Source organism: Streptomyces sp. NPDC004610 (genome assembly GCF_040609715.1).
Lineage (GTDB): Bacteria > Actinomycetota > Actinomycetes > Streptomycetales > Streptomycetaceae > Streptomyces.
In genome coordinates this window covers 21,948-47,202 of the sequence record NZ_JBEXLA010000029.1, presented here as the reverse complement: position 1 = coordinate 47,202, position 25,255 = coordinate 21,948, and the positions used below count along the sequence as shown (strand labels likewise).

At 71.4% G+C, this 25,255-nt stretch carries 18 protein-coding genes; 5 read left to right on the top strand and 13 right to left on the bottom strand.

Annotation, left to right across the window (positions count from 1 at the left end; all coding sequences use genetic code 11):
• Nucleotides 1–168: 168 nt before the first annotated feature.
• Entirely contained in the window at nt 169–735 is a 567-nt protein-coding gene (nrdR, locus tag ABZX40_RS28585) for a transcriptional regulator NrdR (RefSeq protein WP_355744233.1), read from the bottom strand.
• 610 nt (nt 736–1,345) lie between these two features.
• On the opposite strand from nrdR, the gene lexA reads away from it, so the two are divergent.
• Nucleotides 1,346–2,125, top strand: a complete 780-nt coding sequence (lexA, locus tag ABZX40_RS28580; RefSeq protein ID WP_355744231.1) for a transcriptional repressor LexA — start codon at nt 1,346–1,348, stop codon at nt 2,123–2,125.
• Nucleotides 2,126–2,503: 378 nt separating this feature from the next.
• Here the strand turns inward: lexA and ABZX40_RS28575 are convergent, their stop codons facing one another.
• The 3 genes from ABZX40_RS28575 to ABZX40_RS28565 all read right to left on the bottom strand — a co-directional run bounded on the left by ABZX40_RS28575 (nt 2,504) and on the right by ABZX40_RS28565 (nt 7,484).
• Nucleotides 2,504–4,483 (bottom strand): ATP-dependent DNA helicase, encoded by a 1,980-nt coding sequence (locus ABZX40_RS28575; protein ID WP_355744228.1) that lies wholly within the window; start codon nt 4,481–4,483, stop codon nt 2,504–2,506.
• 266 nt (nt 4,484–4,749) lie between these two features.
• The gene (locus ABZX40_RS28570; RefSeq protein WP_355744431.1) at nt 4,750–5,553 is read right to left on the bottom strand and encodes a GNAT family N-acetyltransferase; all 804 of its coding nucleotides are present in this window, start codon (nt 5,551–5,553) and stop codon (nt 4,750–4,752) included.
• Entirely contained in the window at nt 5,550–7,484 is a 1,935-nt protein-coding gene (locus ABZX40_RS28565) for an IucA/IucC family protein (RefSeq protein ID WP_355744428.1), read from the bottom strand. Before ABZX40_RS28565 ends, ABZX40_RS28570 begins: the two co-directional genes overlap by 4 nt.
• An 857-nt stretch (nt 7,485–8,341) precedes the next feature.
• On the opposite strand from ABZX40_RS28565, the gene ABZX40_RS28560 reads away from it, so the two are divergent.
• On the top strand, nt 8,342–9,568 hold the full coding sequence (locus ABZX40_RS28560; RefSeq protein ID WP_355744225.1) for a hypothetical protein: 1,227 nt from the start codon (nt 8,342–8,344) through the stop codon (nt 9,566–9,568).
• Nucleotides 9,569–9,828: 260 nt separating this feature from the next.
• Here ABZX40_RS28560 and hflX read toward each other — a convergent pair whose 3' ends face one another.
• The 6 genes from hflX to miaA form a co-directional block, all read right to left on the bottom strand.
• Nucleotides 9,829–11,322 carry a GTPase HflX gene (gene hflX, locus ABZX40_RS28555; protein WP_355744223.1) on the bottom strand — a complete coding sequence of 498 codons (1,494 nt, stop codon included), beginning with the start codon at nt 11,320–11,322 and terminating at the stop codon, nt 9,829–9,831.
• 277 nt (nt 11,323–11,599) lie between these two features.
• Nucleotides 11,600–13,105 (bottom strand): M1 family metallopeptidase, encoded by a 1,506-nt coding sequence (locus ABZX40_RS28550; protein ID WP_355744220.1) that lies wholly within the window; start codon nt 13,103–13,105, stop codon nt 11,600–11,602.
• 144 nt (nt 13,106–13,249) lie between these two features.
• A complete protein-coding gene (locus ABZX40_RS28545) occupies nt 13,250–15,439 on the bottom strand; it encodes an HD domain-containing protein (protein ID WP_355744217.1) in 2,190 nt (729 codons plus the stop codon).
• A gap of 383 nt (nt 15,440–15,822) precedes the next feature.
• Entirely contained in the window at nt 15,823–16,692 is an 870-nt protein-coding gene (gene dapF, locus ABZX40_RS28540; protein WP_355744214.1) for a diaminopimelate epimerase, read from the bottom strand.
• A 368-nt stretch (nt 16,693–17,060) separates the two neighbouring features.
• The gene (locus ABZX40_RS28535) at nt 17,061–17,579 is read right to left on the bottom strand and encodes a hypothetical protein (RefSeq protein WP_355744211.1); all 519 of its coding nucleotides are present in this window, start codon (nt 17,577–17,579) and stop codon (nt 17,061–17,063) included.
• A gap of 107 nt (nt 17,580–17,686) precedes the next feature.
• Nucleotides 17,687–18,625 carry a tRNA (adenosine(37)-N6)-dimethylallyltransferase MiaA gene (miaA, locus tag ABZX40_RS28530; protein ID WP_355744208.1) on the bottom strand — a complete coding sequence of 313 codons (939 nt, stop codon included), beginning with the start codon at nt 18,623–18,625 and terminating at the stop codon, nt 17,687–17,689.
• A gap of 181 nt (nt 18,626–18,806) precedes the next feature.
• Here miaA and ABZX40_RS28525 point away from each other — a divergent pair, with 181 nt between their 5' ends.
• Together ABZX40_RS28525 and ABZX40_RS28520 are read left to right on the top strand one after the other, a co-directional pair.
• Nucleotides 18,807–19,214, top strand: a complete 408-nt coding sequence (locus ABZX40_RS28525) for a hypothetical protein (RefSeq protein ID WP_355744205.1) — start codon at nt 18,807–18,809, stop codon at nt 19,212–19,214.
• Between the two features lie 93 nt (nt 19,215–19,307).
• On the top strand, nt 19,308–19,622 hold the full coding sequence (locus tag ABZX40_RS28520; RefSeq protein ID WP_355744202.1) for an antitoxin: 315 nt from the start codon (nt 19,308–19,310) through the stop codon (nt 19,620–19,622).
• A 171-nt stretch (nt 19,623–19,793) separates the two neighbouring features.
• Here the strand turns inward: ABZX40_RS28520 and ABZX40_RS28515 are convergent, their stop codons facing one another.
• From ABZX40_RS28515 to ABZX40_RS28505, 3 genes are all read right to left on the bottom strand, one after another.
• Nucleotides 19,794–20,531, bottom strand: coding sequence for a class III extradiol dioxygenase subunit B-like domain-containing protein (locus ABZX40_RS28515; protein ID WP_355744199.1), 738 nt, complete (start codon nt 20,529–20,531; stop codon nt 19,794–19,796).
• A 490-nt stretch (nt 20,532–21,021) separates the two neighbouring features.
• Entirely contained in the window at nt 21,022–22,575 is a 1,554-nt protein-coding gene (gene miaB, locus ABZX40_RS28510; RefSeq protein WP_355744196.1) for a tRNA (N6-isopentenyl adenosine(37)-C2)-methylthiotransferase MiaB, read from the bottom strand.
• A 30-nt stretch (nt 22,576–22,605) separates the two neighbouring features.
• Nucleotides 22,606–23,259 (bottom strand): TMEM175 family protein, encoded by a 654-nt coding sequence (locus ABZX40_RS28505; protein WP_355744193.1) that lies wholly within the window; start codon nt 23,257–23,259, stop codon nt 22,606–22,608.
• Between the two features lie 522 nt (nt 23,260–23,781).
• Between ABZX40_RS28505 and ABZX40_RS28500 the strand changes: the two genes are divergently transcribed.
• Complete coding sequence (locus tag ABZX40_RS28500; protein ID WP_355744190.1) at nt 23,782–25,155, top strand: ricin-type beta-trefoil lectin domain protein; 1,374 nt, start codon at nt 23,782–23,784, stop codon at nt 25,153–25,155.
• Nucleotides 25,156–25,255 lie beyond the last annotated feature (100 nt).

Below are 25,255 nucleotides of genomic sequence, written 5' to 3'. Positions count from 1 at the left end.
CTCCCTGTACGGGCGAAAACGCCCTGAAGTGCCCCGTTGTTCCCGTGGCACGGTGTTCTGTCTGGTACTGCGGGCAGGCCCAGGCTCCGCCCGCAACAGGTGATTCGATTCGCCGCCGTACGGCCCGGTCCCGCCATCCGCCGCGGTCCGGTACCGGCCCTTCTCCGGTCAGTCGGCGGCGTGGACGGGCTCGGGGACCTGCCTGGTCCCACCGGGCCCGCGATGATCTTCCCGGCTCCCCGTGACAGCGCCTTGTCCGTCGTCGCGGGCCTCGTCGCCCGCGGCGGGGGGCCTCGTCTCCCTGAGTTCCGCGATGGCCGCCTCGAAGTCGTCGAGCGAGTCGAAGGCCCGGTAGACGGAGGCGAAACGCAGATAGGCGACGAGATCCAGTTCCTGAAGGGGGCCGAGTATGGCCAGACCCACGTCATGGGTGGTCAGCTCGGCACTCCCGGTGGCCCGCACCGCCTCCTCGACCCGCTGGCCGAGCTGGGCGAGTGCGTCCTCGGTGACAGGCCGCCCCTGGCATGCCTTGCGCACACCGTTGATGACCTTGGTACGACTGAAAGGCTCGGTGACTCCGGACCGCTTGACCACCATGAGCGAGCATGTCTCCACGGTCGTGAAACGACGGGAGCAGTCAGGGCACTGGCGGCGCCTGCGGATCGACGTACCGTCGTCGGTCGTACGGCTGTCGACGACGCGGCTGTCGGGATGCCGGCAGAAGGGGCAGTGCATGATCTCCCAACCCTCCTCGCAGCAGAACTCAATAGCCCCAGGAGACCGCTCGGGCCCCTCGAAGCAGGCACCAGCATAGGCGATCGTCCCGGACCTGAAGACCCGGGGGACCACAACTTCTGGGCCGCTGATGCAATCCAACCACTAGATGTGGGGATTGGCGCATACATACACGCCGTACCGCGTGTCGCACGCCCGACCCGATCTGCCGCGTGACCGTACCGCTCCGCACCGTCGCCGGAAGCGCCCCGACACGGGTGTCCGGTAACGCCCGGCAGGACACACCTGTGCCGCTCCGTACCCCGGAGGGGGCATGGGGAGATACCGTGGGCGCCGCAGGGAGGCGGCGTGGGACTCTCGCACGGGTGGAGACCCGCGCCCTGCCGGGCGGGACACCGGCTGGCAGACTGGGGCGACCCCACAAGGGCCCCACCCCGGCGCAGAACAGTACAACAGTGCGCCCCTTCACCTGCCGGAAGCACGTCGGCCATACACCCCGAGAGAAGATCACGACAGAAGGATCGCGTTTTTTCACTCGAACGTGTGTTTGGCGCAACCTTTCGAAAGCAACTACCGTTGTCCAGCAGGGAGACCATCGAGAGGGGCCGACGTGACCACGACCGCAGACAGTGCCACCATCACCGCCCAGGACCGCTCCCAGGGCCGACTTGAGCCGGTGCACGCGATGAACGAAGCCACGCATCCCGAGGGGCACAAGCGCTCCCTACCGGGCCGACCTCCAGGCATCCGGGCGGACAGCTCGGGCCTGACCGACCGGCAGCGCCGGGTGATCGAGGTCATCCGGGACTCGGTGCAGCGCCGCGGCTACCCGCCGTCCATGCGGGAGATCGGCCAGGCGGTCGGCCTGTCCAGCACCTCGTCCGTGGCACACCAGCTGATGGCACTGGAGCGGAAGGGCTTCCTGCGCCGCGATCCCCACCGCCCGCGCGCGTACGAGGTACGCGGCTCCGACCAGGCCACGTCCGTGCAGCCCACGGACACCGCGGGCAAGCCCGCCGCGTCGTACGTGCCGCTGGTCGGCCGGATCGCCGCCGGTGGCCCGATCCTCGCGGAGGAGTCGGTCGAGGACGTCTTCCCCCTCCCCCGACAGTTGGTCGGCGACGGTGAGCTGTTCGTGCTGAAGGTCGTCGGCGACTCCATGATCGAGGCCGCGATCTGCGACGGGGACTGGGTGACCGTCCGCCGCCAGCCGGTCGCCGAGAACGGCGACATCGTCGCCGCCATGCTCGACGGCGAGGCCACCGTGAAGCGCTTCAAGCGCGAGGACGGCCATGTCTGGCTGCTCCCGCACAACGCCGCGTACGAGCCGATCCCCGGCGACGACGCGACCATCCTCGGCAAGGTCGTCGCCGTACTGCGCCGCGTCTGAGCGCCGCGGCGAGCGGGCACGTCACCCCGCTTCCCTGACCGGGCCCCGGAACCCCTGCGCCGGTTCCGGGGCCCTGTGCTGTCCGCTGCGGGGGCCTCCTCGCTGAGCGGTTACGGGGGCCTGGCCTGGGTGGCCGCATCGGCCTCGGCCGAGTGGCCGCTGTCGCGGTGGGTCACGGTTGGCTACGGTGGATTACGGGCGCGGCTTGGGCGGCACGACGTGGGCCGTTACGTGGGGTCACCGGATCCGACACCACGGGTCACCGGACCCGACGCCACATACCCCCGCCATGCGCCGGACAGTCGCCGACTTTGCGCCGGTTATGCTGCCCCGCGATGTGGCCGCGGGGCAGCATAACCGGCCCCCTCAGCAGCGCTTTTACCCGGCCTCCTCCTTCTCGCGGGCCGAAGCGTCGATCGCGGCCAGTGATCGCCTGACCTGGTTACGGTCCGTGGTGTACCAGAAGTCGGGCAGTGACGCCTTCAGATAGTTCCCGTAGCGGGCCGTCGCCAGCCGCTGGTCGAGTACGGCGACCACGCCACGGTCCCCGGTCGCGCGGACGAGACGGCCGGCGCCCTGTGCCATGAGCAGCGCCGCATGGGTCGCGGCGACCGCCATGAAGCCGTTCCCGCCCGCCTCCTCCACGGCCTTCTGGCGGGCGCTCATCAGCGGGTCGTCGGGACGCGGGAACGGGATCTTGTCCATGACCACCAGCTGGCAGCTGGCCCCGGGGACGTCCACGCCCTGCCAGAGCGACAGCGTGCCGAAGAGGCAGGTCCTGGGGTCGGCGGCGAAGTTCTTGATCAACTCGCCGAGCGTCTCCTCGCCCTGGAGCAGGATCGGGTACTCCGGGATACGGGTGCGCAGATCCTCCGCCGCGAGCTGCGCGGCCCGCATCGAGGAGAACAGGCCGAGCGTGCGCCCGCCGGCGGCCTGGATCAGCTCCGTCAGCTCGTCCAGCATGTCGGCCCGGTCGCCGTCCCGCGCGGGGCGGGACAGATGCTTGGCGACGTAGAGGATGCCCTGCTTGGGATAGTCGAAGGGCGAGCCGACATCGACGCCCTTCCACTGCGGGAGGTCGTCGCCCTCGGTACCCTCCGGCGCCAGCCCCAGGGAGGCGCCCACGCCATTGAAATCGCCGCCCAGCTTCAGCGTCGCGGAGGTGAGAATCACCGAACGGTCCGAGAAGAGCTTCTCCCGCAGCAGACCGGAGACGGACATCGGCGCGACGCGTAGGGACGCCCCGAAGCGGTCGTGCCGCTCGTACCAGACGACGTCCCATTCCGAACCGTTGGCCACCCGCTCCGCCACGTCGTGGACGCTCTCCAGCGACGCCAGCGCCTGTTTGCGGACCGCGTCCTCGTCCTGGACGGACTTGTCCCGGGTCGCGCCGATCGCGGAGATCACCGTACGGCAGGCGTCTCGCAGCGCCATGAGGGCGTAGGCGAGATCCTCGGGGATCTCCTCCAGGCGGCCCGGCAGGGCCAGCTCCATGAGCCGCTCGAAGCCCTCGGAGGCGGTCTGCAACTGGTCGGCGGCCTTCTCATTGGCGAGCTTCGCGGCGCGGCGCACCGCGCGGTTGACCTGTCCCGGCGTGAGCTCACCGGTGGCGACACCCGTGACCCGCGAGACCAGTTCGTGCGCCTCGTCGACGATCAGCACCTCGTGCTGCGGCAGGACCGGGGCCCCCTCGATCGCGTCGATCGCCAGCAGCGCGTGATTGGTGACGACGACCTCGGCCAGCTTGGCGCGTTCCCGGGCCATCTCGGCGAAGCACTCGGCGCCGTACGCGCACTTGGTCGCGCCCAGGCACTCGCGGGAGGAGACCGACACCTGTGACCAGGCGCGATCGGACACTCCAGGGGTCAGATCGTCCCGGTCGCCATTCTCGGTCCCGTCCGCCCAGTCGCGCAGGCGCAGCAGGTCCTGGCCCAGTTTGCTGGTCGGAGCCGCGGCCTCGAACTGATCGAACAGGCCCTCTTCCTCGTCCTGCGGCACGCCCTCGTGGAGCCGGTGCAGACAGAGGTAGTTCGACCGGCCCTTGAGCATGGCGAACTCCGGGCGGCGCCGGAGCAGCGGATGCAACGCGTCCACCGTGCGCGGCAGGTCGCGCTCGACGAGCTGGCGTTGCAGGGCGAGCGTCGCGGTCGCGACGACGACTCTCTCCCCGTGGGCGAGCGCGGGCACCAGATATCCGAGGGACTTTCCGGTGCCTGTGCCGGCCTGTACCAGCAGATGCGAGCCGCCGTCGATGACATCCGCGACGGCTTCGGCCATGGTCGCCTGGCCGGGGCGCTCCGTGCCACCGACAGCTGTGACGGCGGCGTGCAGGAGATCGGGGAGAGAGGGCTTTGTCATAGGGCGACCACCCTACGGCTCGGGACTGACAAAGGGGTGAGGACGGGGGAGAGGGGTGGGGAGTGGGGGGCTAGGGGCAGGGGGGATGGAGGGAGCGCGGGGCTTGGGGGTGCGGGGTACGGGGGCGTGGGCTTTGGGGGTGGGGTTGCGGGGTGCGGTTGCGGAGTGGGGATGCGGGGTTGGGGGCGCGGGGCGTGGGCTTGCGGGAGGTGGGAACCGAATCGCGGCGAGCGGTGTACCAAAAGTGATGATGTTGTGGCACAGCGCTACAGCAGATCACGCAGGGATCGGTCGCGGATCATGAGCGCCGCTCGCTTGCCGGGCAGCTCGATCTCGGCGGCGAACCGAAATCCGGCGGTCAGGAAGGCGGAGACGGAGGGGGTGTTGCGGATGTCGGGTTCGGCTACGACGCGTGCGCAGTTCGGTCGATGGTCGAGGACGAGATCGGCCACGGCCCGAAGGAGACAGCTGCCCAGTCCGCGCCCTCGGTCGGCAGTGCCGCCGATGAGGACGTGGATACCGGTGTCGTGCGGGCGAGCCGGGTAGTGGCCGGCCAATGGATCCAGGTCGGCACGGTAGATCTCCCAGTAACTCATCGGCTCGCCGTCGCCCAGCAGTCCGAGGCAGGGGACGCTGCGACCGTCGCCGCTCTGCTGCGCGCTGAGGTGCGCCTCGGCGACGGACTGGGGGCCGGCCAGTTCCCAGAAGGCGGCGACTGCGGGGTCGTTCATCCAGCGGCTGATCACCGAGAGGTCGCGGGTGAGGTGGACGGGGACCAGATGGAAGGGGCCGAAGGGGGTGGTGATGGTGGGGTTCCAGGAAGGGATGTAGTCGAGGAGGGAGCGGTGATCAGGGTCGAATGGTTCGGGCTTGGCGGGTGGGAGTGGGAGGGGTGCGGTGGTGGCCGTTCCGGTCTCGGCGAGGTGCGTGGGGTCCGTAGGGTTCGTTGGGTGCATGGGGGGCGCCTTTCCGTTGCGAGGTGAGGGCCGCTTTCTCGGGGATGGGAGGGAGCCAGAGACGGTGGCGGAGGCAGTGGTGGCGGAGGGTAAGGCGCGATCCGTGGGGTTCAGGTGTGGAGGGGGTTGGTGATGGTGACGTAGACGGACTGGGTGTCGACCGGGCCGATGAGTTCGTCCAAGCCGTGCAGGCGGGTGAGGAGGTTGGCCTTGCAGCGCAGGGCTGGGGCGTCGAGCAGAAGGGTGGGCAGCGAGGTGCGGAGGCGGGCCGGGCCTGAGGAGACGTCCTCAAGGAACCGGCGGAAGGCTGCGAGGAGGAGATGTTCGTCGGCCAGCCGCTGGGCTCCGAAGGCGCCGATGAGACCGAACACGTTGTTGATCGCGAGGTAGTAGGCGAAGCGCTCGTCGGTGACCTCGTCGGAGACGAACGTGTCGCTGTGGTCCCCGATGCCGGGGAGCCGGGCGGCGAGGTCCGGGCGGCGCGATGCGCGGAAGTAGTAGCCCTGGTTGTCGCGGTAGCGACCGCCTACGGGCCAACCGTGCCGGTCCAGGAGGAGCAGGGTGTTCTGCTGGTGGGCTTCGAGGGCGATGCCGGCCTCGGCGTCCAGCCAGAGAACGGGCCGGACGACCTGTTCCAGGTAGCGCAGGAACCACTCGGCGGCTACGGCGCCACGGGGTCGGTCGGTGCGGGTGGCGAGGGCCGTGATCACGGCGGCGAGACGTGACGGATGGATGGGAGGCGTCGGCTTGGCGGCGGGCTTTGCAGTCGCTTCGAGTGGGCGGGGCGCTACGAGGCCGGCGATACAGGAGACGTCGTCCGTGGGGCGGAAGGGGTTGTGGCGGATCACTGTGTCCAGCCCCCGTACGGGGTGGCCGTCCGGGGTGTCGACCGCCAGCCAGGCCGGGTCGCGGACGATGTCGAAGCCCGGGTGGGCGGCATGCCATTGCTGTGCGAGGCCGGTGCGGAGGAGGCGGTGTACCTCGACGCCTCGGTGGAGTTCCTTACGGAGGTTCTCGCGACGGGAGTTGGTGATGCGGAGGGCGAGGGACAGCTTGAGCATGGCGGAGGCACCGGGACGGTAGACGGTGCGGACCGAGGAGGTGGGATGCCAGGTCGGCCCGTGCGGGCCGAGGTCGCGTAGAAGTCCGGCGTCGAGGAGAGCGGCGATGTCCGGTCGATGGAGTAGCTCGCGCAGTTGCCAGGGGTGCACGGGCAGGGCTGTGTGGGTGTTGGGCAGAGGCAGATCCGGTCCGGCGAGACGTGCGGTGAGGAGGGCGGCGCGGACGGAGCGGCCTCGCTCGGTCCATGCCGAGTCGGTGACAAGGACGGAGGGGGCGACGGACAGCCAGTGGAGGCGGAATCGGCCTCGGAGTTCCGGGGAGTAGAGGCGGGCTTCGGTTTCGGTGAGTCCCTTGCGGCTCTTCGGGGTGGGGTGCAGGGGGTGGCCGAGGAGGAGGGCCTGCTCTGCGGAGAGGAACAGGTCGGAGGTGTCGGTTGGGTGGCCCCGGCGCTCCGTGAGGAAGGTGGCGGTTCGGCGCAGGGAGTCGGCGACGCGGGTGACCAGGTCGGTGGAGGCGGCGAGGGAAGTGGTGAGGGGTGGTGGGGTGTTGGGGGTGGGGTGGGCCCCCGGGGTGGGCGGGGCGGGGTCGGTGGGCGTTTGCGGCCTGGTGACCGTTTGTGGCTTGGTGGGTGGGTCGGCTGGAGGGGCGGTGATTGGGGGGATGGGCAGGGCTTGAGGGATGGGGGCGGGTGAGGTGTGGTGGGCCTCTCGGGCCAGGAGTGCGGCGAGGGTGATCGCGTCGAGGGGTGGGAGCGGTGTCGGTGGAGTGGGCGAGGGGGTGGTCAGGTGGGGCGGGCCGAAGCGGTGGTGGCCTGTCGGGGACCAGTAGTGGACCGGGATCAGGAGGGTCGTGCCGGTGGTGGGGAGGGAGATACGGAGGGTGCCGTCGGTGGGGGCGGCGAGGTTGGTCTCTCGGGCCCAGCAGCGGAGGAGGTTCTCGATGGCGGCGGATTGGGCGGCGGTGTAGGGGTCGGGGTGGTCCAGGAGGTCGGGGGTGGCGGCGCCGAGTTGTTCGGGAGGGTGAGGGGCGTGGTGCTGGTGGGGGACGGAGGCATGCGGAACCGAGGGCGAGGAGGGCGGGGGTGGGGTGCTGGTCACTGCGGTCCTTGCGGGTGGGTTTGGTTTGGTGAGGGTGAGTGGGATGGGGTTGCACGGAATTGGGGTGCGCGGAGGGGCTTGTGCGATGAGAGGGGTGGGGAGGGCTGACCGGGTGCGGGGGTCGGAGCCGGCCGTCCGTTGGTGATGTGGAAGGGGCGCCGGATTCCAGGGCGGTGCGGAGAGCCGCCGGGGCGGGCGGGACCGATCGGCGGGGCGACGGCGTAGGTGCTGCGGGTCGGTGGCGCGGTGGGCGGCGTGGCCGGGGGGGGTGGTTGTAGTCGTTTTCCTTCCGCTCTCCCGCTGTTCGAGTGGGGGTAGGGGGTTGTTGGGACTCCCCCTACCTGTTGCCGAGAGCCCCGTCCGGGGCACGGGACCGGGCCTGGCCGGAACTCAACCCGCTCACCCCGGCCAAGGGCTGGCGCCAACGCATTCGCGCAGTTGGGCGCGGACGCCCACCCACACCGACGCTGACGCCAACACTCCCAACAGCCCACCCCGCGTGGAGTTACGCGTCGCCGCTGCATCCCCGTGATGCGGGGACCGTGAGCGCTGGGGGCTGCCCCGCTGGTCAGGGAGCCTGTGGCCGAACCGTTGCCGATCCGTCGGAAGTCCCCCACAGCGACGGCATAGTGTGGGGGGCCGTTCCCAAGGGCCGGGCGGTCGGGGCGCGGAGTTCCATGGGGGGCTTTGCCTAGGTCACCGCTGTTGGGCCGAAATCCGTTCATATCAGGGGGAGTAACACCATGCGATCCATTCGGCCATCGTTCATCGCTCGTCGGGGGAACCGTTCGCGGCGCAGAACGTCGCCGGTGCTGGCCGCGGTGGCGCTGGTGTCGGCGCTGGGGCTGACGGCGACGGCGTGCGGCGGGTCGGGCGGGACCTCGGCGGACGATGCCGCCGCGTCGGCCACGGCGGCGGCCGGTGACGACAAGATCCAGATCCCGGACGACATCAAGGACCGGCTCAAGGACTACGGGATAGACCTCGACTCCTGGCGGGACGGGGAGTGGAAGAACTGGAACCGGGACGACTGGCTGCGCGAGGCCGACGAGTTCATCAACCCGATCATCGAGGGCCTGTGGGACCCGGACCGGATGCGGGACGCGGAGGAGCCGGACCAGGGGGTCGAGGAGAACGACATCTCCGGTGACCAAGGGGTGACCGATCCGACGCCCGAGCCGGTGGAGGCGCAGGCCGTGCCAGCGCAGTACCACGACAGTGTGCCGGAGGCCGGGAAGCTGCTGTTCGACTCCCCCGAGGGCACGATGGTCTGTTCGGCGACGGTGGTGCAGGACCCGGCGAACCCCGGCAAGTCCAACATGGTCTGGACGGCGGGGCACTGTGTGCACGCCGGTAAGAGCGGGGGCTGGTACCGGAACATCGCGTTCGTGCCGTCGTACAACGACTCGGCGATGACGGCCCAGCAGTTGGAGACCGCCACCGAGGAGGAGGTCGCTCCGTACGGTGTCTGGTGGGCGGACTGGGTGCAGACGTCGGACCAGTGGATCGAGCAGGGCGGGCCGACCGGTGGTGACGGTGCGGCGTACGACTTCGCGGTGATCCATGTGACGCCGGAGGAGGGTGCCGGGGGCACTTCGCTGGAGGAGACCGTGGGGGCGGCGCTGCCGGTGGACTTCGAGGCTCCGGCGGTGCCGGAGATGGAGAGCATGACGGCGACGGGGTATCCGGCGGCGGCGCCGTTCGACGGGCAGGCGCTGTATCAGTGCGAGGACAAGCCGGGGCGGCTGTCGATCACGGAGACGGACCCGACGATGTATCGGATCGGGTGCACCATGACGGGCGGTTCGTCGGGCGGTGGCTGGGTGGCGACCGGTTCCGGCGGTGAGCCCGCGCTGGTCTCCAACACGTCGATCGGTCCGGTGACCGCCGGATGGCTGGCCGGGCCGCGGCTGGGCGAGGAGGCCAAGGGTGTGTTCGACGCGGTGAGTGAGAAGTTCGCCGGGCAGTAGCGAAGGCGATGCCGTACGAGGCCGCGGGTTCATGGCGATCCCCCGCCCCCGGTCCCCGGTCTGGGGTCGGTGATGGGGTGGACGGGGTTGCCTGGATCTGCGGCTCGGCGCCGAGGTTCATGCGGCTCTGCGCGCTCCCTCAGGGTGCCTGAGGTCCACCGGGGAGTTCCGCGCGCGCCCCACAGCGGCCGACTATCGGCGGCATGAGCGAGGCCCGCCCCCACACCGGGGGCGGGCCTTCTCTGTGGCTGCTGACGGGGTCAGACCGCCGGGGTCGGGACGTACGGCGTCAGTTCGGCCGCGAGTTCCTCGTGGACCCGTACCTTCAGCAGGGTGCCGTCCGCGGTGTGCTCCTCGGAGAGGATCTCGCCCTCGTCATGGGCGCGGGCGACCAGCTTGCCGTGGGTGTAGGGCACCAGGGCCTCGATCTCGACGGACGGCCGGGGCAGCTCGTTGTCGATCAGCGCGATCAGCTCGGCGATGCCCTCGCCCGTGCGGGCGGAGACCGGGAGTGCGCGCTTCTCGACGCGGAGCAGCCGCTGAAGGACCAGCGGGTCGGCGGCGTCGGCCTTGTTGATCACGACGATCTCGGGTACGCCGGTGGCGCCGACGTCCCTGATCACCTCGCGTACGGCGGCGAGCTGCTCCTCCGGGACCGGGTGCGAGCCGTCCACCACATGGAGGATCAGATCGGCGTCGCCGACCTCCTCCATGGTGGAGCGGAACGCCTCGACCAGGTGGTGCGGCAGATGCCGGACGAAGCCGACGGTGTCCGCCAGGGTGTAGTGCCTGCCGCTCGGGGTCTCGGCCCGGCGCACGGTCGGGTCGAGGGTCGCGAACAGCGCGTTCTCGACCAGGACTCCCGCGCCGGTGAGGCGGTTGAGCAGCGAGGACTTGCCCGCGTTGGTGTAGCCGGCGATGGCGACCGAGGGCACCTTGTTGCGGCGGCGCTCCTGGCGCTTGATGTCGCGCCCGGTCTTCATCTCCGCGATCTCCCGGCGCATCTTCGCCATCTTCTCGCGGATCCGCCGCCGGTCCGTCTCGATCTTGGTCTCACCGGGGCCACGGGTGGCGAGGCCGCCGCCCTTGCCGCCGCCCATCTGCCGGGACAGCGACTGACCCCAGCCCCGCAGGCGCGGCAGCATGTACTGCATCTGCGCGAGCGCGACCTGTGCCTTGCCCTCTCGGGACTTGGCGTGCTGGGCGAAGATGTCCAGGATCAGGGCCGTACGGTCGATGACCTTGACCTTGACGACGTCTTCGAGGTGGATCAGCTGGCCGGGGCTCAGCTCACCGTCGCAGACGACCGTGTCGGCGCCGGATTCGAGGACGACATCACGCAGCTCCTCGGCCTTGCCGGAACCGATGTAGGTGGCGGCGTCGGGCTTGTCGCGGCGCTGGATCACTCCGTCGAGCACCACCGCGCCCGCGGTCTCCGCGAGGGCGGCCAGCTCGGCGAGGGAGTTCTCGGCGTCGTAGAGGGTCCCCGAGGTCCAGACGCCGACGAGGACGACCCGCTCCAGACGGAGCTGGCGGTACTCGACCTCGGTGACGTCCTCCAGCTCGGTGGAGAGGCCCACCACACGGCGCAGGGCCGCGCGGTCGGAACGCTCCAGCTGGTCGCCGTCGCGCTCGCTGTCGATCTCGTGGCTCCAGGCGACGTCCTCTTCCATCAGGGCATCGGCCCGAAGACCGTCGGAGTAGCTGTGCGCGGGGCGCTGGGCGTCCTGGGAAGGGGATGAAGAGGAGGTCATTTGATCCTTACGTCGATGGGTTCCGTGGGACGGCGACGGGGTGGAGGCGGGGCTGCGGAGCCCGGCCCGTCAATGTGTTCAACGCACGGGACCTTCGGGAGATTCCCGCGGCCAGGGCGTTTTACTCCGGTGGATCCTGTTGTTCCGGTGGATCCGGGCCGTGCCCTGGTGGATCCGGACCGTGTCGCCGACCTGATGATGGTCTCACGGGCCGCCTCGTCTCGTCACTGTGTTATCCAGCGGAGAGAGCCGCCGTCATCGCGCGCAGGCGGGCCCGTCATCCGGCGGAGGCGAGCTTCTTCTCCAGGGCCGTGGACTTCCAGTCCGGGTGGCCCGGCATCGGTGGGGTCCTCTCGGCGTGGAGCCAGCCCTGGAAGAAGCCGTCCAGGTCGCGTCCGGCGAGGTCGGAGGCCAGGTCGATGAAGTCGCGGGTGCCGGCCACACCGTCCTTGTGCCGGGTGACCCAGACGCGTTGCAGGCGGTCGAAGGCGGGGGTGCCGATCTCCTGGCGGAGGGCGTAGAGGACCAGTGCGGCACCGTCGTAGACGTTGGGGCGGAAGATGCCGATCTTGTCACCGGGGGCGGGCACCTTGGGGGCGCCCGGGGGGCCGCCGGAGGCCCGCCAGCGGTCGGAGGCGGCGTACGCGGCCTTCATGCGCGCCTGGAGCGTACGGCCCGCGCGCTCCTCGGCGTAGAGGGACTCGTACCAGGTGGCGTGTCCCTCGTTGAGCCAGAGGTCGGACCACGCGCGCGGGGAGACGCTGTCGCCGAACCACTGGTGGGCCAGCTCATGGACCATGATCGAGTCGACGTACCACTCGGGGTAGGCGGGCTCCATGAAGAGGCCGCGTTCGAAGAGGGAGAGGGTCTGGGTCTCCAGTTCGAAGCCGGTGGCGGCGTCCGCCATGAGGAGCCCGTACGTCTCGAAGGGGTAGGGGCCGACCCGGTCCTCCATCCAGGAGATCTGGGCGGGGGTCTTCTTCAGCCAGGGTTCGAGCTGTTCGCGGTACTGGGTGGGGATCACGTCGCGGATCGGCAGGTCGTGCGGGCCGGTGCGGTGCAGGACGGTGGAGCGGCCGATGGAGACCTGGGCGAGTTCGGTGGCCATGGGATGCCGGGTGCGGTAGGTCCGGGTGATCGTGTCGCCTGCGCGGTCCACGCCCGCGGGGAGGCCGTTGGCGACGGCGGTGTAGCCGTTCGGGGCGGTGACGCGGATGGTGAACAGGGCCTTGTCGGAGGGGTGGTCGTTGCACGGGAAGACCGTGTGGGCGACGTCCGCCTGGTTGGCCATGGCGAGTCCGTCGGCGGTGCGCACCCAGCCGCCGTCACGGTCGGGGTCGGGCCTGGGGTCGCTGGTGTGCCGCACGGTGATCCGCATCCACTCCCCCGCGCCGAGCCGGTCCTCCGGGGTGATCACCAGGTCTTCGCCAGCGCTGGTGAAGGCCGCCGGGACACCGTCGACCGTGACCGACCGGACATCGCCGTGGGTGAAGTCCAGGTTGACCGTGTCCAGCCGGGTCGTCGTCCAGGCGTCGATGGTCGTGACGGCCTGCAGCGGCTCGCTGTTGCTGCCGCCGTAGACGAAGGACAGGTCGTACGAGGCCACGTCGTATCCCGGGTTGCCCAGGTACGGGAAGAGCCGGTCGCCGACGCCCAGGGGGGCCGCCGGGGCGCTCGCCGCGACCAGGCAGACGGAGACGGCCGACGCCAGCAGGGCGGACACGACCGGCCTCGGCCGACGGCGGGCACGGGGCGGGCGGGGGATGCGGGAACTGTGCGGCATGGACCACCGCTACCAGCAGGGCGGGCGCCCGCGGGGGAGGACGCGCGCCGGGCCCACCCGAACGGGGGTGATGTGGGGAGGGGCGCTCCCGGGGAGACCGGACCCTGGTACGCCGCCCCGGAAACCCGCCCCCAGGAGCCCCGTTCAGGAGGCCGCGGCGGCGTGTCGCGCCCGGTTCACGTCGAACACGCCCGGCACATTGCGCATCGCGCGCATGAGGGACGGCAGCCGGGAGGCATCGGGGAGCTGGACGGTGTACGTATGGCGGACGCGCTGCTGGCTGGGCGGCTCGACCGTCGCGGAGACGATCTCGGCGCCCTCCACGGCCATCGCCTCGGTGAGATCGGCCAGCAGATGCGGGCGGACGAACGATTCGGCGACGAGCGTCACCCGGCACTCGCTGGACTCGCCCCAGCGCACATCGATCTCCGCGCGCCCCGCGTTCTTCATCCGGGCCACCGCGGCGCACTCCGCGCGGTGCACGGTCACCACTCCCCCGCGGACGGCGAAGCCCGTGACCGCGTCGGGCGGTACGGGCGTACAGCACCCTGCGAGCCGTACGCTCGCGCCGGGCGGGTCGAGGACGATGTTGGCGGCGGGGCGGGCACTGGCCGACTGCGGGGTGGCTACGGAGGGTGCGCCTGTCCCCGGCCCGGTGGCAGCACCGGTTTCCGGGGGTCCCTGGGTGCCCTCTTCCCCGTCCGTTCCCGGCGTGTCGGACGGTGTCGGGTGGGTCGCCAGCCAGCGCTGGATGGCGATCCTGGCGGCGGGGGTGTGGGCGTGGTCCAGCCACTCGCGGGACGGTTCGGAGGCGGGGTCCTGGCCCATGAGGAGCTGGACGGTGTCGCCGTCCCGGAGGACCGTGCTGAGCGTGGCGAGGCGCCCGTTGACGCTGGCGCCGATGCAGGCGTGCGCGTCCTCCCCGTACTGGGCGTAGGCGGCGTCCACGCAGGTGGCGCCCTCGGGGAGGCCGAGGGTGCCGCCGTCGGGGCGGAAGACGGTGATCTCTCGGTCCTGGGCGAGGTCCTCGCGCAGGGTGGACCAGAAGGTGTCGGGGTCGGGCGCGGCGCGCTGCCAGTCCAGGAGCCGGGAGAGCCAGCCGGGGCGGGTGGGGTCGATGCGCTCGCCCTCGGCCGGGAACTCCTCGGTGCCGGGCGCGTAGGGGTTGCCCAGGGCGACCACTCCGGCCTCGGCGACCTGGTGCATCTGGTGGGTCCGGATGAGGACTTCCACGACCTGTCCGTCGGGCCGGGCCACGGCGGTGTGCAGCGACTGGTAGAGGTTGAACTTGGGTACGGCGATGAAGTCCTTGAACTCCGAGACGACCGGCGTCAGACAGGTGTGCAGCTCGCCCAGGACGGCGTAGCAGTCGGCGTCCTCGGCGACCAGGACCAGGACCCGCCCGAAGTCGGCACCCCGCAGTTGGCCGCGTTTGCGGGAGACCCGGTGCACAGAGACGAAGTGGCGCGGCCGGACCAGGACTTCGGCGGTGATGTCGGCGTCCTGGAGGACCGTACGGACCTCGTCCACGACCTCGGTGAGCGGGTCGGCGGCACGGCTGGCGTTCTCCCCGATCAGCGCGCGGGTGTGGTCGTACTCCTCGGGGTGGAGGATCGCGAAGACCAGGTCCTCCAGTTCGGTCTTGAGGGCCTGGACGCCGAGGCGTTCGGCGAGGGGGATGAGGACGTCCCGGGTGACCTTGGCGATACGTGCCTGCTTCTCGGGACGCATCACGCCGAGGGTGCGCATGTTGTGCAGGCGGTCGGCGAGTTTGATCGACATCACCCGGACGTCGTTGCCGGTGGCGACCAGCATCTTGCGGAAGGTCTCGGGCTCGGCGGCGGCTCCGTAGTCGACCTTCTCCAGCTTGGTGACGCCGTCGACCAGGTAGCGGACCTCCTCGCCGAACTGCTCGCCGACCTGGGTGAGCGTCACATCCGTGTCCTCGACGGTGTCGTGGAGCAGGGAGGCGGTCAAAGTCACGGTCTCCGCGCCGAGTTCGGCGAGGATCAGGGTCACCGCGAGGGGATGGGTGATGTAGGGCTCGCCGCTCTTGCGCATCTGGCCGCGGTGCGAGGACTCGGCCAGGACGTAGGCGCGGCGCAGGGTTTCGAGGTCGGCGTCGGGGTGGTGGGCGCGATGGGCGTCCACGACATGGCCGATCGCGTCCGGCAGCCGGTCGCGTCCGGGTGAGCCCAGCAGCGCGGCCCGGCCGAGACGGCGCAGGTCGAGACGGGGGCGGGCCTTGCGGCGGGCGGCCTGGCCGGCCGCGGGGCCGAGCACGGGGTCCGTGACCGGGCCTGGGGTCGCGGGGTTCGTGGCCTCCGCACTCATGGGCACCTCCGGCTGCGTCGACCGGCGGACGGGATGCCCCAGGGCGGACACGGGCTCAGGGGGCGACTACCGTCCCCCGTCCGGGCCGGTGCTTGATGCTATCGAGCCGACCACGCCCGGTTGACCGCCTCCCGCCGAGCGTGAAACGGATCACCCATTCGAGCGACCGCGGAGAGGTTTGGACTGAGCGTGGGCTGTGCGTCACCGATACGGGGCAGAACGCCTATTCGGGGCGGCTCATTTCTCGACGCGGCTCGGCCCGTCTCTCGACGCGGTCCGGTGCGCGAGTGGTCCCGGGCGGAGGGCCATTGTCAGTGGGGCGTGCGACTCTTGGAATCAGTTCGCCCTCCGAAGCGCGCAGCGGGGGACCCGGGGCGAACTCCTCATCCCTGTACGGCCGCCAGCCACTCCTCGTCGATCCGCCCCTCCGCCACGATGACCGCGGGCCCGGTCATCTCGATCTCGCCGTCCGGGCGTTCGGTGATCACCAGCCGACCGCCGGGGACGTCCACGGTGTAGGTCACGGGTGTCCCGGTGGCCGCCGGGTCGGCGCCGTCCCGGCGGGCGGCGGCGACGGCGACCGCGCAGGCGCCGGTGCCGCAGGAGCGGGTCTCGCCCGAGCCCCGCTCGTGGACGCGCATCGCCACATGGCGGGGGCCACGGTCCACGACGAATTCCACATTGACGCCGTCCGGGTAGGCGGCGGCCGGACTGAAAGGAGGCGCGGTGAGCAGGTCCCCGGCATGGCCGAGGTCGGCGACGAAGGCGACCGCGTGCGGGTTGCCCATGTTCACGTTCCGCGCGGGCCAGCTGCGCTCGCCGACCCGTACGGTCACCTCGCCCTCGGGGAGCCGGGCGGCGCCCATGCCGACGGTGATGTCGCCGTCCTTGGCGAGGTGCACCCGCTTGACGCCGCCGCGTGTGGCGAGGGCGAGATCGCCCTCGGTGACCTCTCCGGCACGCTGGAGATAGCGGGCGAAGACCCGGACACCGTTGCCGCACATCTCGGCGATCGAGCCGTCGGCGTTGCGGTAGTCCATGAACCACTCCGCCTCGGCCGCCATCGCCCTGGCCTCGGGGTGAGCAGCGGAGCGGACCACGTGCAGCAGTCCGTCACCGCCGATGCCGGCGCGGCGGTCGCACAGGGCGGCGACGGCGGCCGGGGGCAGGTCGACTGTGTTCTCGGGGTCCGGGACGATCACGAAGTCGTTCTCGGTGCCGTGACCCTTGAGGAAGGCGATCCGCGTGCTCATTCCTCGATCGTAAGGGGTGGGGCGGGATCGGGGGTGGGGGTGGGCGCTCGGGCTGGCGGGGGGGGCGAGCGCCCGGCGGGCGTCTTAGGCAGGAGGGGGAGGAGGACGCGCCAGCCGGGGGTCGGCATCCCGTTCAGGGGGGAGGGCCGGATGCCGGTCCGTACGGCGGTCCGCATGTCGTGGGTCCCGGGTGAATGAGACGCGCCGGGGAGCGGGGCGGGTCCGGCCAGCGGAATACGCCGGTCAGCGGGACAGATCGATCGCGGGGGCTCACTGCTCTGGTGTGCCCGGTGCGGCACGCACCGACTGGTGTGCCGGGGCGGCAGGCGGCAGGCGAGCACTCAAACCCCGTCCCACCGCGGCCCGGCTCAGCGCAGTCGCGCCACGCGCCACACCGCCAGCACCACCACCGCGGCGACGACCACCACGTACAGCGCCGCGATCCGCCAGTCCGTGCGGCGGTCGGGGGCGCGGGGGGAGAGGCCGGGCCAGGAGTAGCCGACGCGGCGGGCGGCCATCATGCCCCAGCCCGCCGCGCAGGAACAGATCAGCAGGCCCAGCATCGCGATCACGGCCCCGCTGTCCCCGAAGTCGAAGGCGAGCGGGAAGGCGAACATCAGGGAGCCGAGGGCGGCCAGACCGACGATGGGGGCGAGCTGCCAGAGCCGCAGTCGGCGCTGGGGGCGCAGTTCGACCTCGACCTCGGGGCCGCCCGTGAACATCTCCTCGGGCTCCGGCCCGTCCTGGCTCACTCCGCCGTCGGCCGTGTCATCGGGTCCGTCGGGGCTCAGGCCGAGACCGGGACGGTGATCGTCCGTTTCCGGACGGCCGCGGTCGGCGGTGACGGGTTCGGTGTCTTGTGCGGTGTCGCGAGGGCCGGCCTCCATCGCCACGCGCCCTCCCAACTCGGACTCCACTGGTCGATCGAAGCTTGATGATGGCACGGCCCCGAACGCCCGGATGACGGCCTGGGCGTCCCGATGCCATGACGTGATCAGGCTGTGACCGGTCGTTCGACCAACGCCAGCGCGAGTCGCGGAAGTTCCCCGATGTCCGCCGCGGCCCCACTGAGCCAATGCACCCGGGGGTCACGTCTGAACCATGAATCCTGACGGCGCGCGAAGCGCTTGGTGGCCCGGACGGTCTCCGCGCGAGCCTCCTCCATGGAGCACTCCCCGGCGAGCGCGGCGAGTACCTGCTGGTAGCCGAGGGCCCGGGACGCCGTACGCCCATCGCGCAACCCCTGCGCCTCCAGTGCGCGCACTTCCTGGACGAGACCGGCCTCCCACATCCGGTCGACCCGGCGGGCGATCCGCTCGTCCAGCTCGGGGCGGGCCACGTCGACGCCGATCTGGAGGGTGTCGTAGACCGAGTCGTGGCCGGGAAGGTTCGCCGTGAAGGGGCGGCCGGTGATCTCGATCACCTCCAGCGCGCGGACGATCCGGCGGCCGTTGCTGGGCAGGATGGCGCGCGCGGCCTCGGGGTCGGCGACGGCGAGGCGGGCGTGCAGCGCCCCCGAGCCGCGCAGCACGAGTTCCTCCTCCAGCCGGGCCCGGACCACGGGGTCGGTACCGGGGAACTCCAGGTTGTCGACGGCCCCGCGGACGTAGAGGCCGGAGCCGCCGACCAGGACCGGCCAGCGGCCCGCCGCGAGCAGGGCGTCGATCCGGGCGCGGGCCAGCCGCTGGTACTCGGCGACGGAGGCGGTGACAGCGATGTCCCAGATGTCGAGCAGATGGTGCGGGACGCCGTCCCGCTCGTGTGGCGTCAGTTTGGCGGTGCCGATGTCCATCCCTCGGTACAGCTGCATGGAGTCGGCGTTGACGACCTCACCCCCGAGCCGCTGGGCGAGGTGAACGCCCAGATCGGATTTTCCGGCCGCGGTGGGGCCGACGACAGCAATGACTCGGGGGGCGGGGGGTGCGCTGCTCACGGCACCAGTCTCGCAAACCTGCGGGCGGGCCCTCGAACGAGTTACGTGACGGGTGGGGTCCGGGGTCGTTGCCCGATGCGAGGTTTCGCCGCCTGTTCGCAGAGGCGGCGCCCCGGGCGGCGCAATCGGACGCACCGGGCGACGCGGGATTTCGCCCGCACGAGTACCGTATGGAGTGGATATGGGAGTTTTTGCGCGACTTCTTCGGAGGTCGAAGACCACGGAGGAGGCCGCCACGGAGGAGGTGTCGGCCGCCGGGAATCCGGCCTCGGAGGCCGCTCCGGACACGGAGAGGGCGGCTGAGACGGCGGCTGAGACGGAGACCGGGACGGAGACCGGGACGGGCAACGAGGCCCTGCCGGGCACCGGGACCGGGGCGCGTACGGGTACCGGTACGGGTACGAGTACGGGTGCAGAGTCCGGGAGCGGTGCGGCGGCGGAGTCGGACGGTTCCGGGGCGGCGGCTACGGCCGGGGAGCGGGTGGTCCCGGACACCGAGGTCCCGGCCACCGCGAGCGTCGAGATTCCCCATCAGCAGTCCGCAGCGAAGGCCGCCGACAACGAGGCCGGTGAGGGCGCCCGGACATAGATGGCTGTCCCAGGCGGTTGTCACAGACAGGCGCCGTAGAAAGGTGTCGTACGGAGTCGTACGCACCAACGGTCCCGTGAGGGAAGGTGGACCATGAGTCTCCTGAACAATTTGAAGGCCAAGCTCGCCCCGGCCAAGGACAAGGTGTCGGACCTCGCGCAGCAGCACGGGGACAAGATCACACACGGCATCGACAAGGCCGCGAAGGCGGTCGACGACCGGACCAAGGGCAAGTACAGCGAGAAGATCCAGAGCGGTACGGGCAAGGCCAAGGACGCCATGGACCGCCTCGCGCACAAGGACGCACCGGACGGGACCACGACCGGCGGCCCCGCGGACAGCGGCACCACCGGCCCCGGCGGCGATGCCTCACCCGGCACCCCACCGCCCGCCCCGCCTGCCTCCTGAGCACGGCGGCATCACCGGCGGACGGCCGTGGAGCGTACGGGCTCCCGGCCGTCGGCCGTTTTTTGCGGGGTGACGGGGGTGTGGTCAGGGGTTGGGAGCGGCGGCCTGGCGGTCGGTGCACGGCCTCGCGCGGAAGCCTGCCGGTCGGCGCACCGGCGCGCACCTCACGCGCTACGACCAGGTCGCCACCAGATACCCCACCCCGTAAGGCGCCTCCTCGTACAGCAGCGTGCCCGACAGACCGGCGTCCTCGGCCGCTCCCGCCAGGACCTGCCAGGGGGCACGGCCGGACACCTTCAGCTCCCGGGACAGCCCCGGGTCCAGGGCCTTCAGCGCCGCGACGTCGGCCGCGCCGAGGGCTTGCGCGAGCGCCGTGTCGTACGGCTCCGCGCGTGGGTCGAGATAGCCCGGCGCCTTGAGCGTGCGGCAGGCGCTGGCGTCGCCCATCACCAGCAGTGCGACCCGCTCGTCCGGGCCCCCCGCGATCTCCCTCCCGATCTTGATACACCACTCGGCGTCGAAAGGTTCCCCGACCGCGCGTCCCTCGATCGGGGCATCCGCCCATCCGGTCCGCTCCAGCAGCCAGGCGCCGACGGCGAGGGAGAGGGGCAGGGGGGCGGCTGACGCCGGGGGGGCCGGTTCCGCTGCCGAGCGGGCGGCTCCCAGGTGTACCTCGAGGTCCACCCCGAAGCCTCGGAACGAACCCCGTGTGCCCTGGGGGTAGGTGCCCGGTTCCGGTTCCTCCGGCACCAGGCCGATCACCATCAGGCGGTCGGGGCGGGCGGCGGCGAGGACGCCGAGCGCGTCCACGCAGGCGGCACGCGCGGAGTCGAGTTCGGGCGCGGCACCCGAGGCGACCTCGGGCACCAGCAGCGGCGGACAGGGGCAGACGGCTGCGGCGACAAGCATGATCCGCAGGGTAGCCGCCGGGGCGACGGGGGCCCGGTCCGGCCTTGGGCGCGTACGCCGGGGGCATCCGGTCGGCGGGGGTGGTGGAAGGGGTGGTGAGGGGGTGATGGAAGGAGTGGTGGAAGGGGTGGGCTCGGTGGCGTAGGGGCTGGTCAGTGTGGGGCGGCCGGGCGCGGCGTCTGGTATGAGACCCCGGCGGTCGGCCCGCGTCCTGTGCGAGACCCGACGGCCGACACGACCCGGCGGCGCGTCCGGTACGAGACCCGACAGCCCGGCGCCGCGTCCGGTACGAGCCGCACGGGTGAGGTCACCCATCGGGCGGGCAGCTCGGCGGTGTGCGCCCGCAACGGGCACCCCGTTCAGGGCGAAGGCGCGCGCCCCGGGTCAGGGGCACACGCGACCCCGCTCAGCGCGAAGGCCCGCGCCCCAGGTGAGAGACACGTGCGACCCCGCTCACCGGACGATCTCCCCCCGGCGCCCTACCCCCCGCTCACTCCCCCACCACCCCGCACCCACCCGTCGCCGTCGGCAGCGGGGCCGGGACGCCGATCGACGGGAGGCCCAGCAGCACCCCCGTCGGCTTGGCCGGTGTCGGTTGGGCGTTGCGCTTCTGCCAGGCGTCGCCCGCGCGGGTGCGGCGGATCTTGAGGACCTCGCCCTCGGCGAGCAGATGGTGCGGGGCGGCGTAGGTGATCTCGACCGTGACGACGTCCCCGGGGCGGACCTCCTCGTCCGGCTTGGTGAAATGGACCAGGCGGTTGTCGGGGGCGCGGCCGGAGAGGCGGTGGGTGGTGCCGTCCTTGCGGCCCTCGCCCTCGGCGACCATCAGGTCCACCACGCGGCCGACCTGCTTCTTGTTCTCGTCCCAGGAGATCTCCTCCTGGAGGGCGACCAGCCGCTCGTAGCGGGCCTGGACGATCTGCTTGGGGATCTGGCCGTCCATGGTGGCCGCCGGTGTGCCGGGGCGCTTGGAGTACTGGAAGGTGAACGCCTGTGCGAAGCGGGCCTCGCGGACCACATGGAGGGTCTGCTCGAAGTCCTCCTCGGTCTCGCCGGGGAAGCCCACGATGATGTCGGTGGTGATCGCGGCGTGCGGGATGGCCTCACGGACCTTCTCGATGATCCCCAGGTAGCGGTCCTGGCGGTAGGAGCGGCGCATCGCCTTGAGCACCGGGTCCGAGCCGGACTGGAGCGGCATGTGCAGTTGCGGCATGGCGTTGGGGGTCTCGGCCATGGCCGCGATCACATCGTCCGTGAAGTCGCGGGGGTGGGGCGAGGTGAAGCGGACGCGCTCCAGGCCCTCGATCGCCCCGCACGCGCGCAGCAGTTTGCTGAACGCCTCGCGGTCGCCGATGTCGGAGCCGTAGGCGTTGACGTTCTGGCCGAGCAGGGTGATCTCGGAGACGCCCTCGGCGACCAGGGCCTCGATCTCGGCGAGGATGTCGCCGGGGCGGCGGTCCTTCTCCTTGCCGCGCAGCGCGGGGACGATGCAGAAGGTGCAGGTGTTGTTGCAGCCGACCGAGATGGAGACCCAGGCCGCGTAGGCGCTCTCGCGCCGGGTCGGGAGGGTGGACGGGAACGCCTCCAGCGACTCGGCGATCTCGACCTGCGCCTCCTCCTGGACGCGGGCGCGCTCCAGCAGGACCGGGAGCTTGCCGATGTTGTGCGTGCCGAAGACGACATCGACCCAGGGGGCCCGCTTGACGATGGTGTCGCGGTCCTTCTGGGCCAGACAGCCGCCGACCGCGATCTGCATCCCGGGGCGTTTGGCCTTCATCGGCGCCAGATGGCCGAGGTTGCCGTACAGCTTGTTGTCGGCGTTCTCGCGGACCGCGCAGGTGTTGAAGACGACGACATCGGCATCGCCGTTCGCGTCGGAGGCGGCGCGGACGTAGCCGGCGCCCTCCAGCAGCCCGGCCAATCGCTCGGAATCGTGGACGTTCATCTGACACCCGTAGGTGCGGATCTCGTACGTCGGATTCTCTTGAGCTTCCACTGCCGTCACTGCCGTCACTGCCGTGCTCCGGTCGCCGCTGCTGGTCATGTCGTCAAGGGTAGGCGGTCCGGGGAGCGGCTAGGGCGTGGGTTTCCCGGAGCGGGGCCCGTCCCGGTCGCGGACCAGGCGGCGGCCGGGGAGCGCGAGGAGCCACCAGTACTTCGCGGCCGTCGGGGAGGCGAAGGCGATGGCGATCGACGTGCCGAAGACCAGGGCCAGCAGCACGCTGTCGCGCAGGGCCGCCCTGAGGCGGGCGGGGGTGGTGTGCGGTGTGGTCAGCTCGGGGGCGGAGAGGAGCCGGGCGTACATCGCGCAGCGCAGGGCCAGGCCCAGGGTGATCGTCCCGGCGTAGACCGCGGTGGCGGTGACGGTGGCGCCGTACTCGCTGATCAGCCGGGTCGGGAAGGGCAGTGCGGCGACGACCGCGAGCAGGGCGAAGTGGCCGTAGAGGAGCCAGTGGTCGACCTGGGCGACCTGGCGGAGCAGCCGGTGCTGGGCCAGCCAGAGGGTGCCGATGACGGCGAAGCTGAGGAGGTAGGCGCCGATCGCGGGCAGGGCGTCCCGGACGGCGTCGGCGACCTCGGCGTCGGGCAGACCGTCGGGGACGGTGATGTCCAGGGCGAGCAGAGTGATCGCGATGGCGAACACTCCGTCACCGAAGGCCGTGAGGCGCTCGGGGGACAGCGGGGCGGGACGGGCGGTACGGGCGGGACGGGCGGGACGGTGGGGCATGGCGGCGACACCAGAGGGCTCGGGGGGTGGGAGGGGTGGCGGCGGACCAGCGGGGCGGCGCGGTGGGGCGTGGCGCGGCGGCACCAGAGGGTTCGGAGGGAGGAGGGGGTGGCGGCGGACCAGCGGGGCAGCACCGTGGGGGGGGGAGGGATGACGGCGGACCAGCAGGGCAGCGCGCCGGGGCGTGGCGCGGCGGCACCAGGGGGCTAGGAGGAGGGAGATGTGGCGGCGGGGCGGTGAACGTCAGCAGTACCACGTGCCGCCGTGGTGCCGGGTGAAGGACGCGAACAACCGGTTCCGGGGCCCGGTGGCCTCCGGGCGGACGGGCCGGACCGCCGGTCCCCGAAAGCCCTTCCCTCACTTCTTACTTCACATCTTGACGGAAGTGGTCCGGACCTTTAGCTTCACCGAGCGACCCCCATCCCGTGAGCACCCCCAGCCGTCCCGGTCGTTCGGACTGTGAACGTTCGGCAGGTGATGACGGCCGCCGGTGCCCGCCCTCGCGAAAGGCCACCCCCCACCATGGCCGGAGCCCGGTCCTTCCCGTTGTCCGCCGCCGTCGCGGCCACCGCCCTCGCCCTCACCCTCTCCGCGGGGCTGCTCGCCGCCGCCCCCGCCCAGGCCGCCACCGGCACCATCACCGGACTCGCGGGCAAGTGCCTCGATGTCGCCGGAGCGAACTCCGCCGACGGCACCCCCGTCCAGCTCTACGACTGCAACGGCACCGCCGCCCAGCAGTGGACCGTCGGCACCGACGGGACCGTACGGGCACTCGGCAAGTGTCTGGACGTCACCGGCAACTCCACCGCCAACGGCGCCACCGCCCAGCTGTGGACCTGCTCCGGCGGCGCCAATCAGCAGTGGACCGTGACCGCCGCGCGGGACATCATCAATCCGCAGGCCAACAAGTGCCTGGACGTCACCGGCAACAGCTCCGCCAACGGCACCCGGGCCCAGATCTGGAGCTGCACGGGCGCGGCCAACCAGAAGTGGACCGCCCCGGCGGCCGGTGGCCCGAACCCGTCCGCGCCGATGGCGGTGGCGCCGTACCTCTACAACGGGTGGGGGTCGCCGCCGAGTCCGACGACGATCACCAACGCGACCGGCGTGAAGTGGTTCACGCTCGCCTTCGTGCTGAGCAACGGCTACTGCAATCCGCAGTGGGACGGCTCGCGGGCGCTGACCGGCGGGGTGGACCAGCAGACCATCACCACCGTGCGGGCCAATGGGGGCGATGTCATCCCCTCGTTCGGCGGCTGGAGCGGCAACAAGCTGGAGAGTTCCTGCGGCAGCGCGGGTGAGCTGGCCGCCGCCTACCAGCGGGTGATCAGCGCCTTCGGGCTCAAGGCGATCGACATCGACATCGAGGCCGCCGCCTACGACAGCCCGACCGTGCAGCAGCGCACGGTGGACGCCCTGAAGACGGTCAAGGCGGGCAACCCGGGTCTGAAGGTGTACGTCACCATCGGCACCGGGCAGAACGGGCCCGACACCAGCCTGATCAACCGGGCGGCCTCCGCCGGGCTGACCGTCGACGGCTGGACGATCATGCCGTTCAACTTCGGCGGCGCCGGACAGAACATGGGCACGCTGACCGTGCGGGCGGCCGAGGGGCTCAAGAACGCGCTGCGCTCGGCGTACGGGTACAGCGACGACCAGGCGTACCGGTCGATGGGGATCTCTTCGATGAACGGGATCACCGACCAGAACGAGACGGTCACCGTCGCCGACTTCCGCACCATGCTGGCCTACGCCCAGCAGCACCATCTGGCCCGGCTGACCTTCTGGTCCGCCAACCGCGACCGGCCCTGCACCGGCGGTCCGGCCGACAGCTGCTCCGGGGTCGCCCAGTCGGCCTGGGACTACACCCGGGTGTTCGCCGCGTACACCGGCTGAACCCAGCACTCTTCCTTTCCTTTCCTTCCGGTGTCCGTCCCCCTCCCCCCACCCGCTGAGCCGAACCGTCGGCGAGGAGAACACGTGTTCCATTTCTTGC

Coding starts and splice junctions, on each gene's coding strand:
- nrdR (WP_355744233.1), bottom strand. CDS start 735: ATGCACTGCCCCTTCTGCCGGCATCCCGACAGCCGCGTCGTCGACAGC.
- ABZX40_RS28575 (WP_355744228.1), bottom strand. CDS start 4,483: ATGACAAAGCCCTCTCTCCCCGATCTCCTGCACGCCGCCGTCACAGCT.
- ABZX40_RS28560 (WP_355744225.1), top strand. CDS start 8,342: ATGCGATCCATTCGGCCATCGTTCATCGCTCGTCGGGGGAACCGTTCG.
- hflX (WP_355744223.1), bottom strand. CDS start 11,322: ATGACCTCCTCTTCATCCCCTTCCCAGGACGCCCAGCGCCCCGCGCAC.
- ABZX40_RS28550 (WP_355744220.1), bottom strand. CDS start 13,105: ATGCCGCACAGTTCCCGCATCCCCCGCCCGCCCCGTGCCCGCCGTCGG.
- ABZX40_RS28545 (WP_355744217.1), bottom strand. CDS start 15,439: ATGAGTGCGGAGGCCACGAACCCCGCGACCCCAGGCCCGGTCACGGAC.
- dapF (WP_355744214.1), bottom strand. CDS start 16,692: ATGAGCACGCGGATCGCCTTCCTCAAGGGTCACGGCACCGAGAACGAC.
- ABZX40_RS28535 (WP_355744211.1), bottom strand. CDS start 17,579: ATGGAGGCCGGCCCTCGCGACACCGCACAAGACACCGAACCCGTCACC.
- ABZX40_RS28525 (WP_355744205.1), top strand. CDS start 18,807: ATGGGAGTTTTTGCGCGACTTCTTCGGAGGTCGAAGACCACGGAGGAG.
- ABZX40_RS28520 (WP_355744202.1), top strand. CDS start 19,308: ATGAGTCTCCTGAACAATTTGAAGGCCAAGCTCGCCCCGGCCAAGGAC.
- ABZX40_RS28515 (WP_355744199.1), bottom strand. CDS start 20,531: ATGCTTGTCGCCGCAGCCGTCTGCCCCTGTCCGCCGCTGCTGGTGCCC.
- miaB (WP_355744196.1), bottom strand. CDS start 22,575: ATGACCAGCAGCGGCGACCGGAGCACGGCAGTGACGGCAGTGACGGCA.
- ABZX40_RS28505 (WP_355744193.1), bottom strand. CDS start 23,259: ATGCCCCACCGTCCCGCCCGTCCCGCCCGTACCGCCCGTCCCGCCCCG.
- ABZX40_RS28500 (WP_355744190.1), top strand. CDS start 23,782: ATGGCCGGAGCCCGGTCCTTCCCGTTGTCCGCCGCCGTCGCGGCCACC.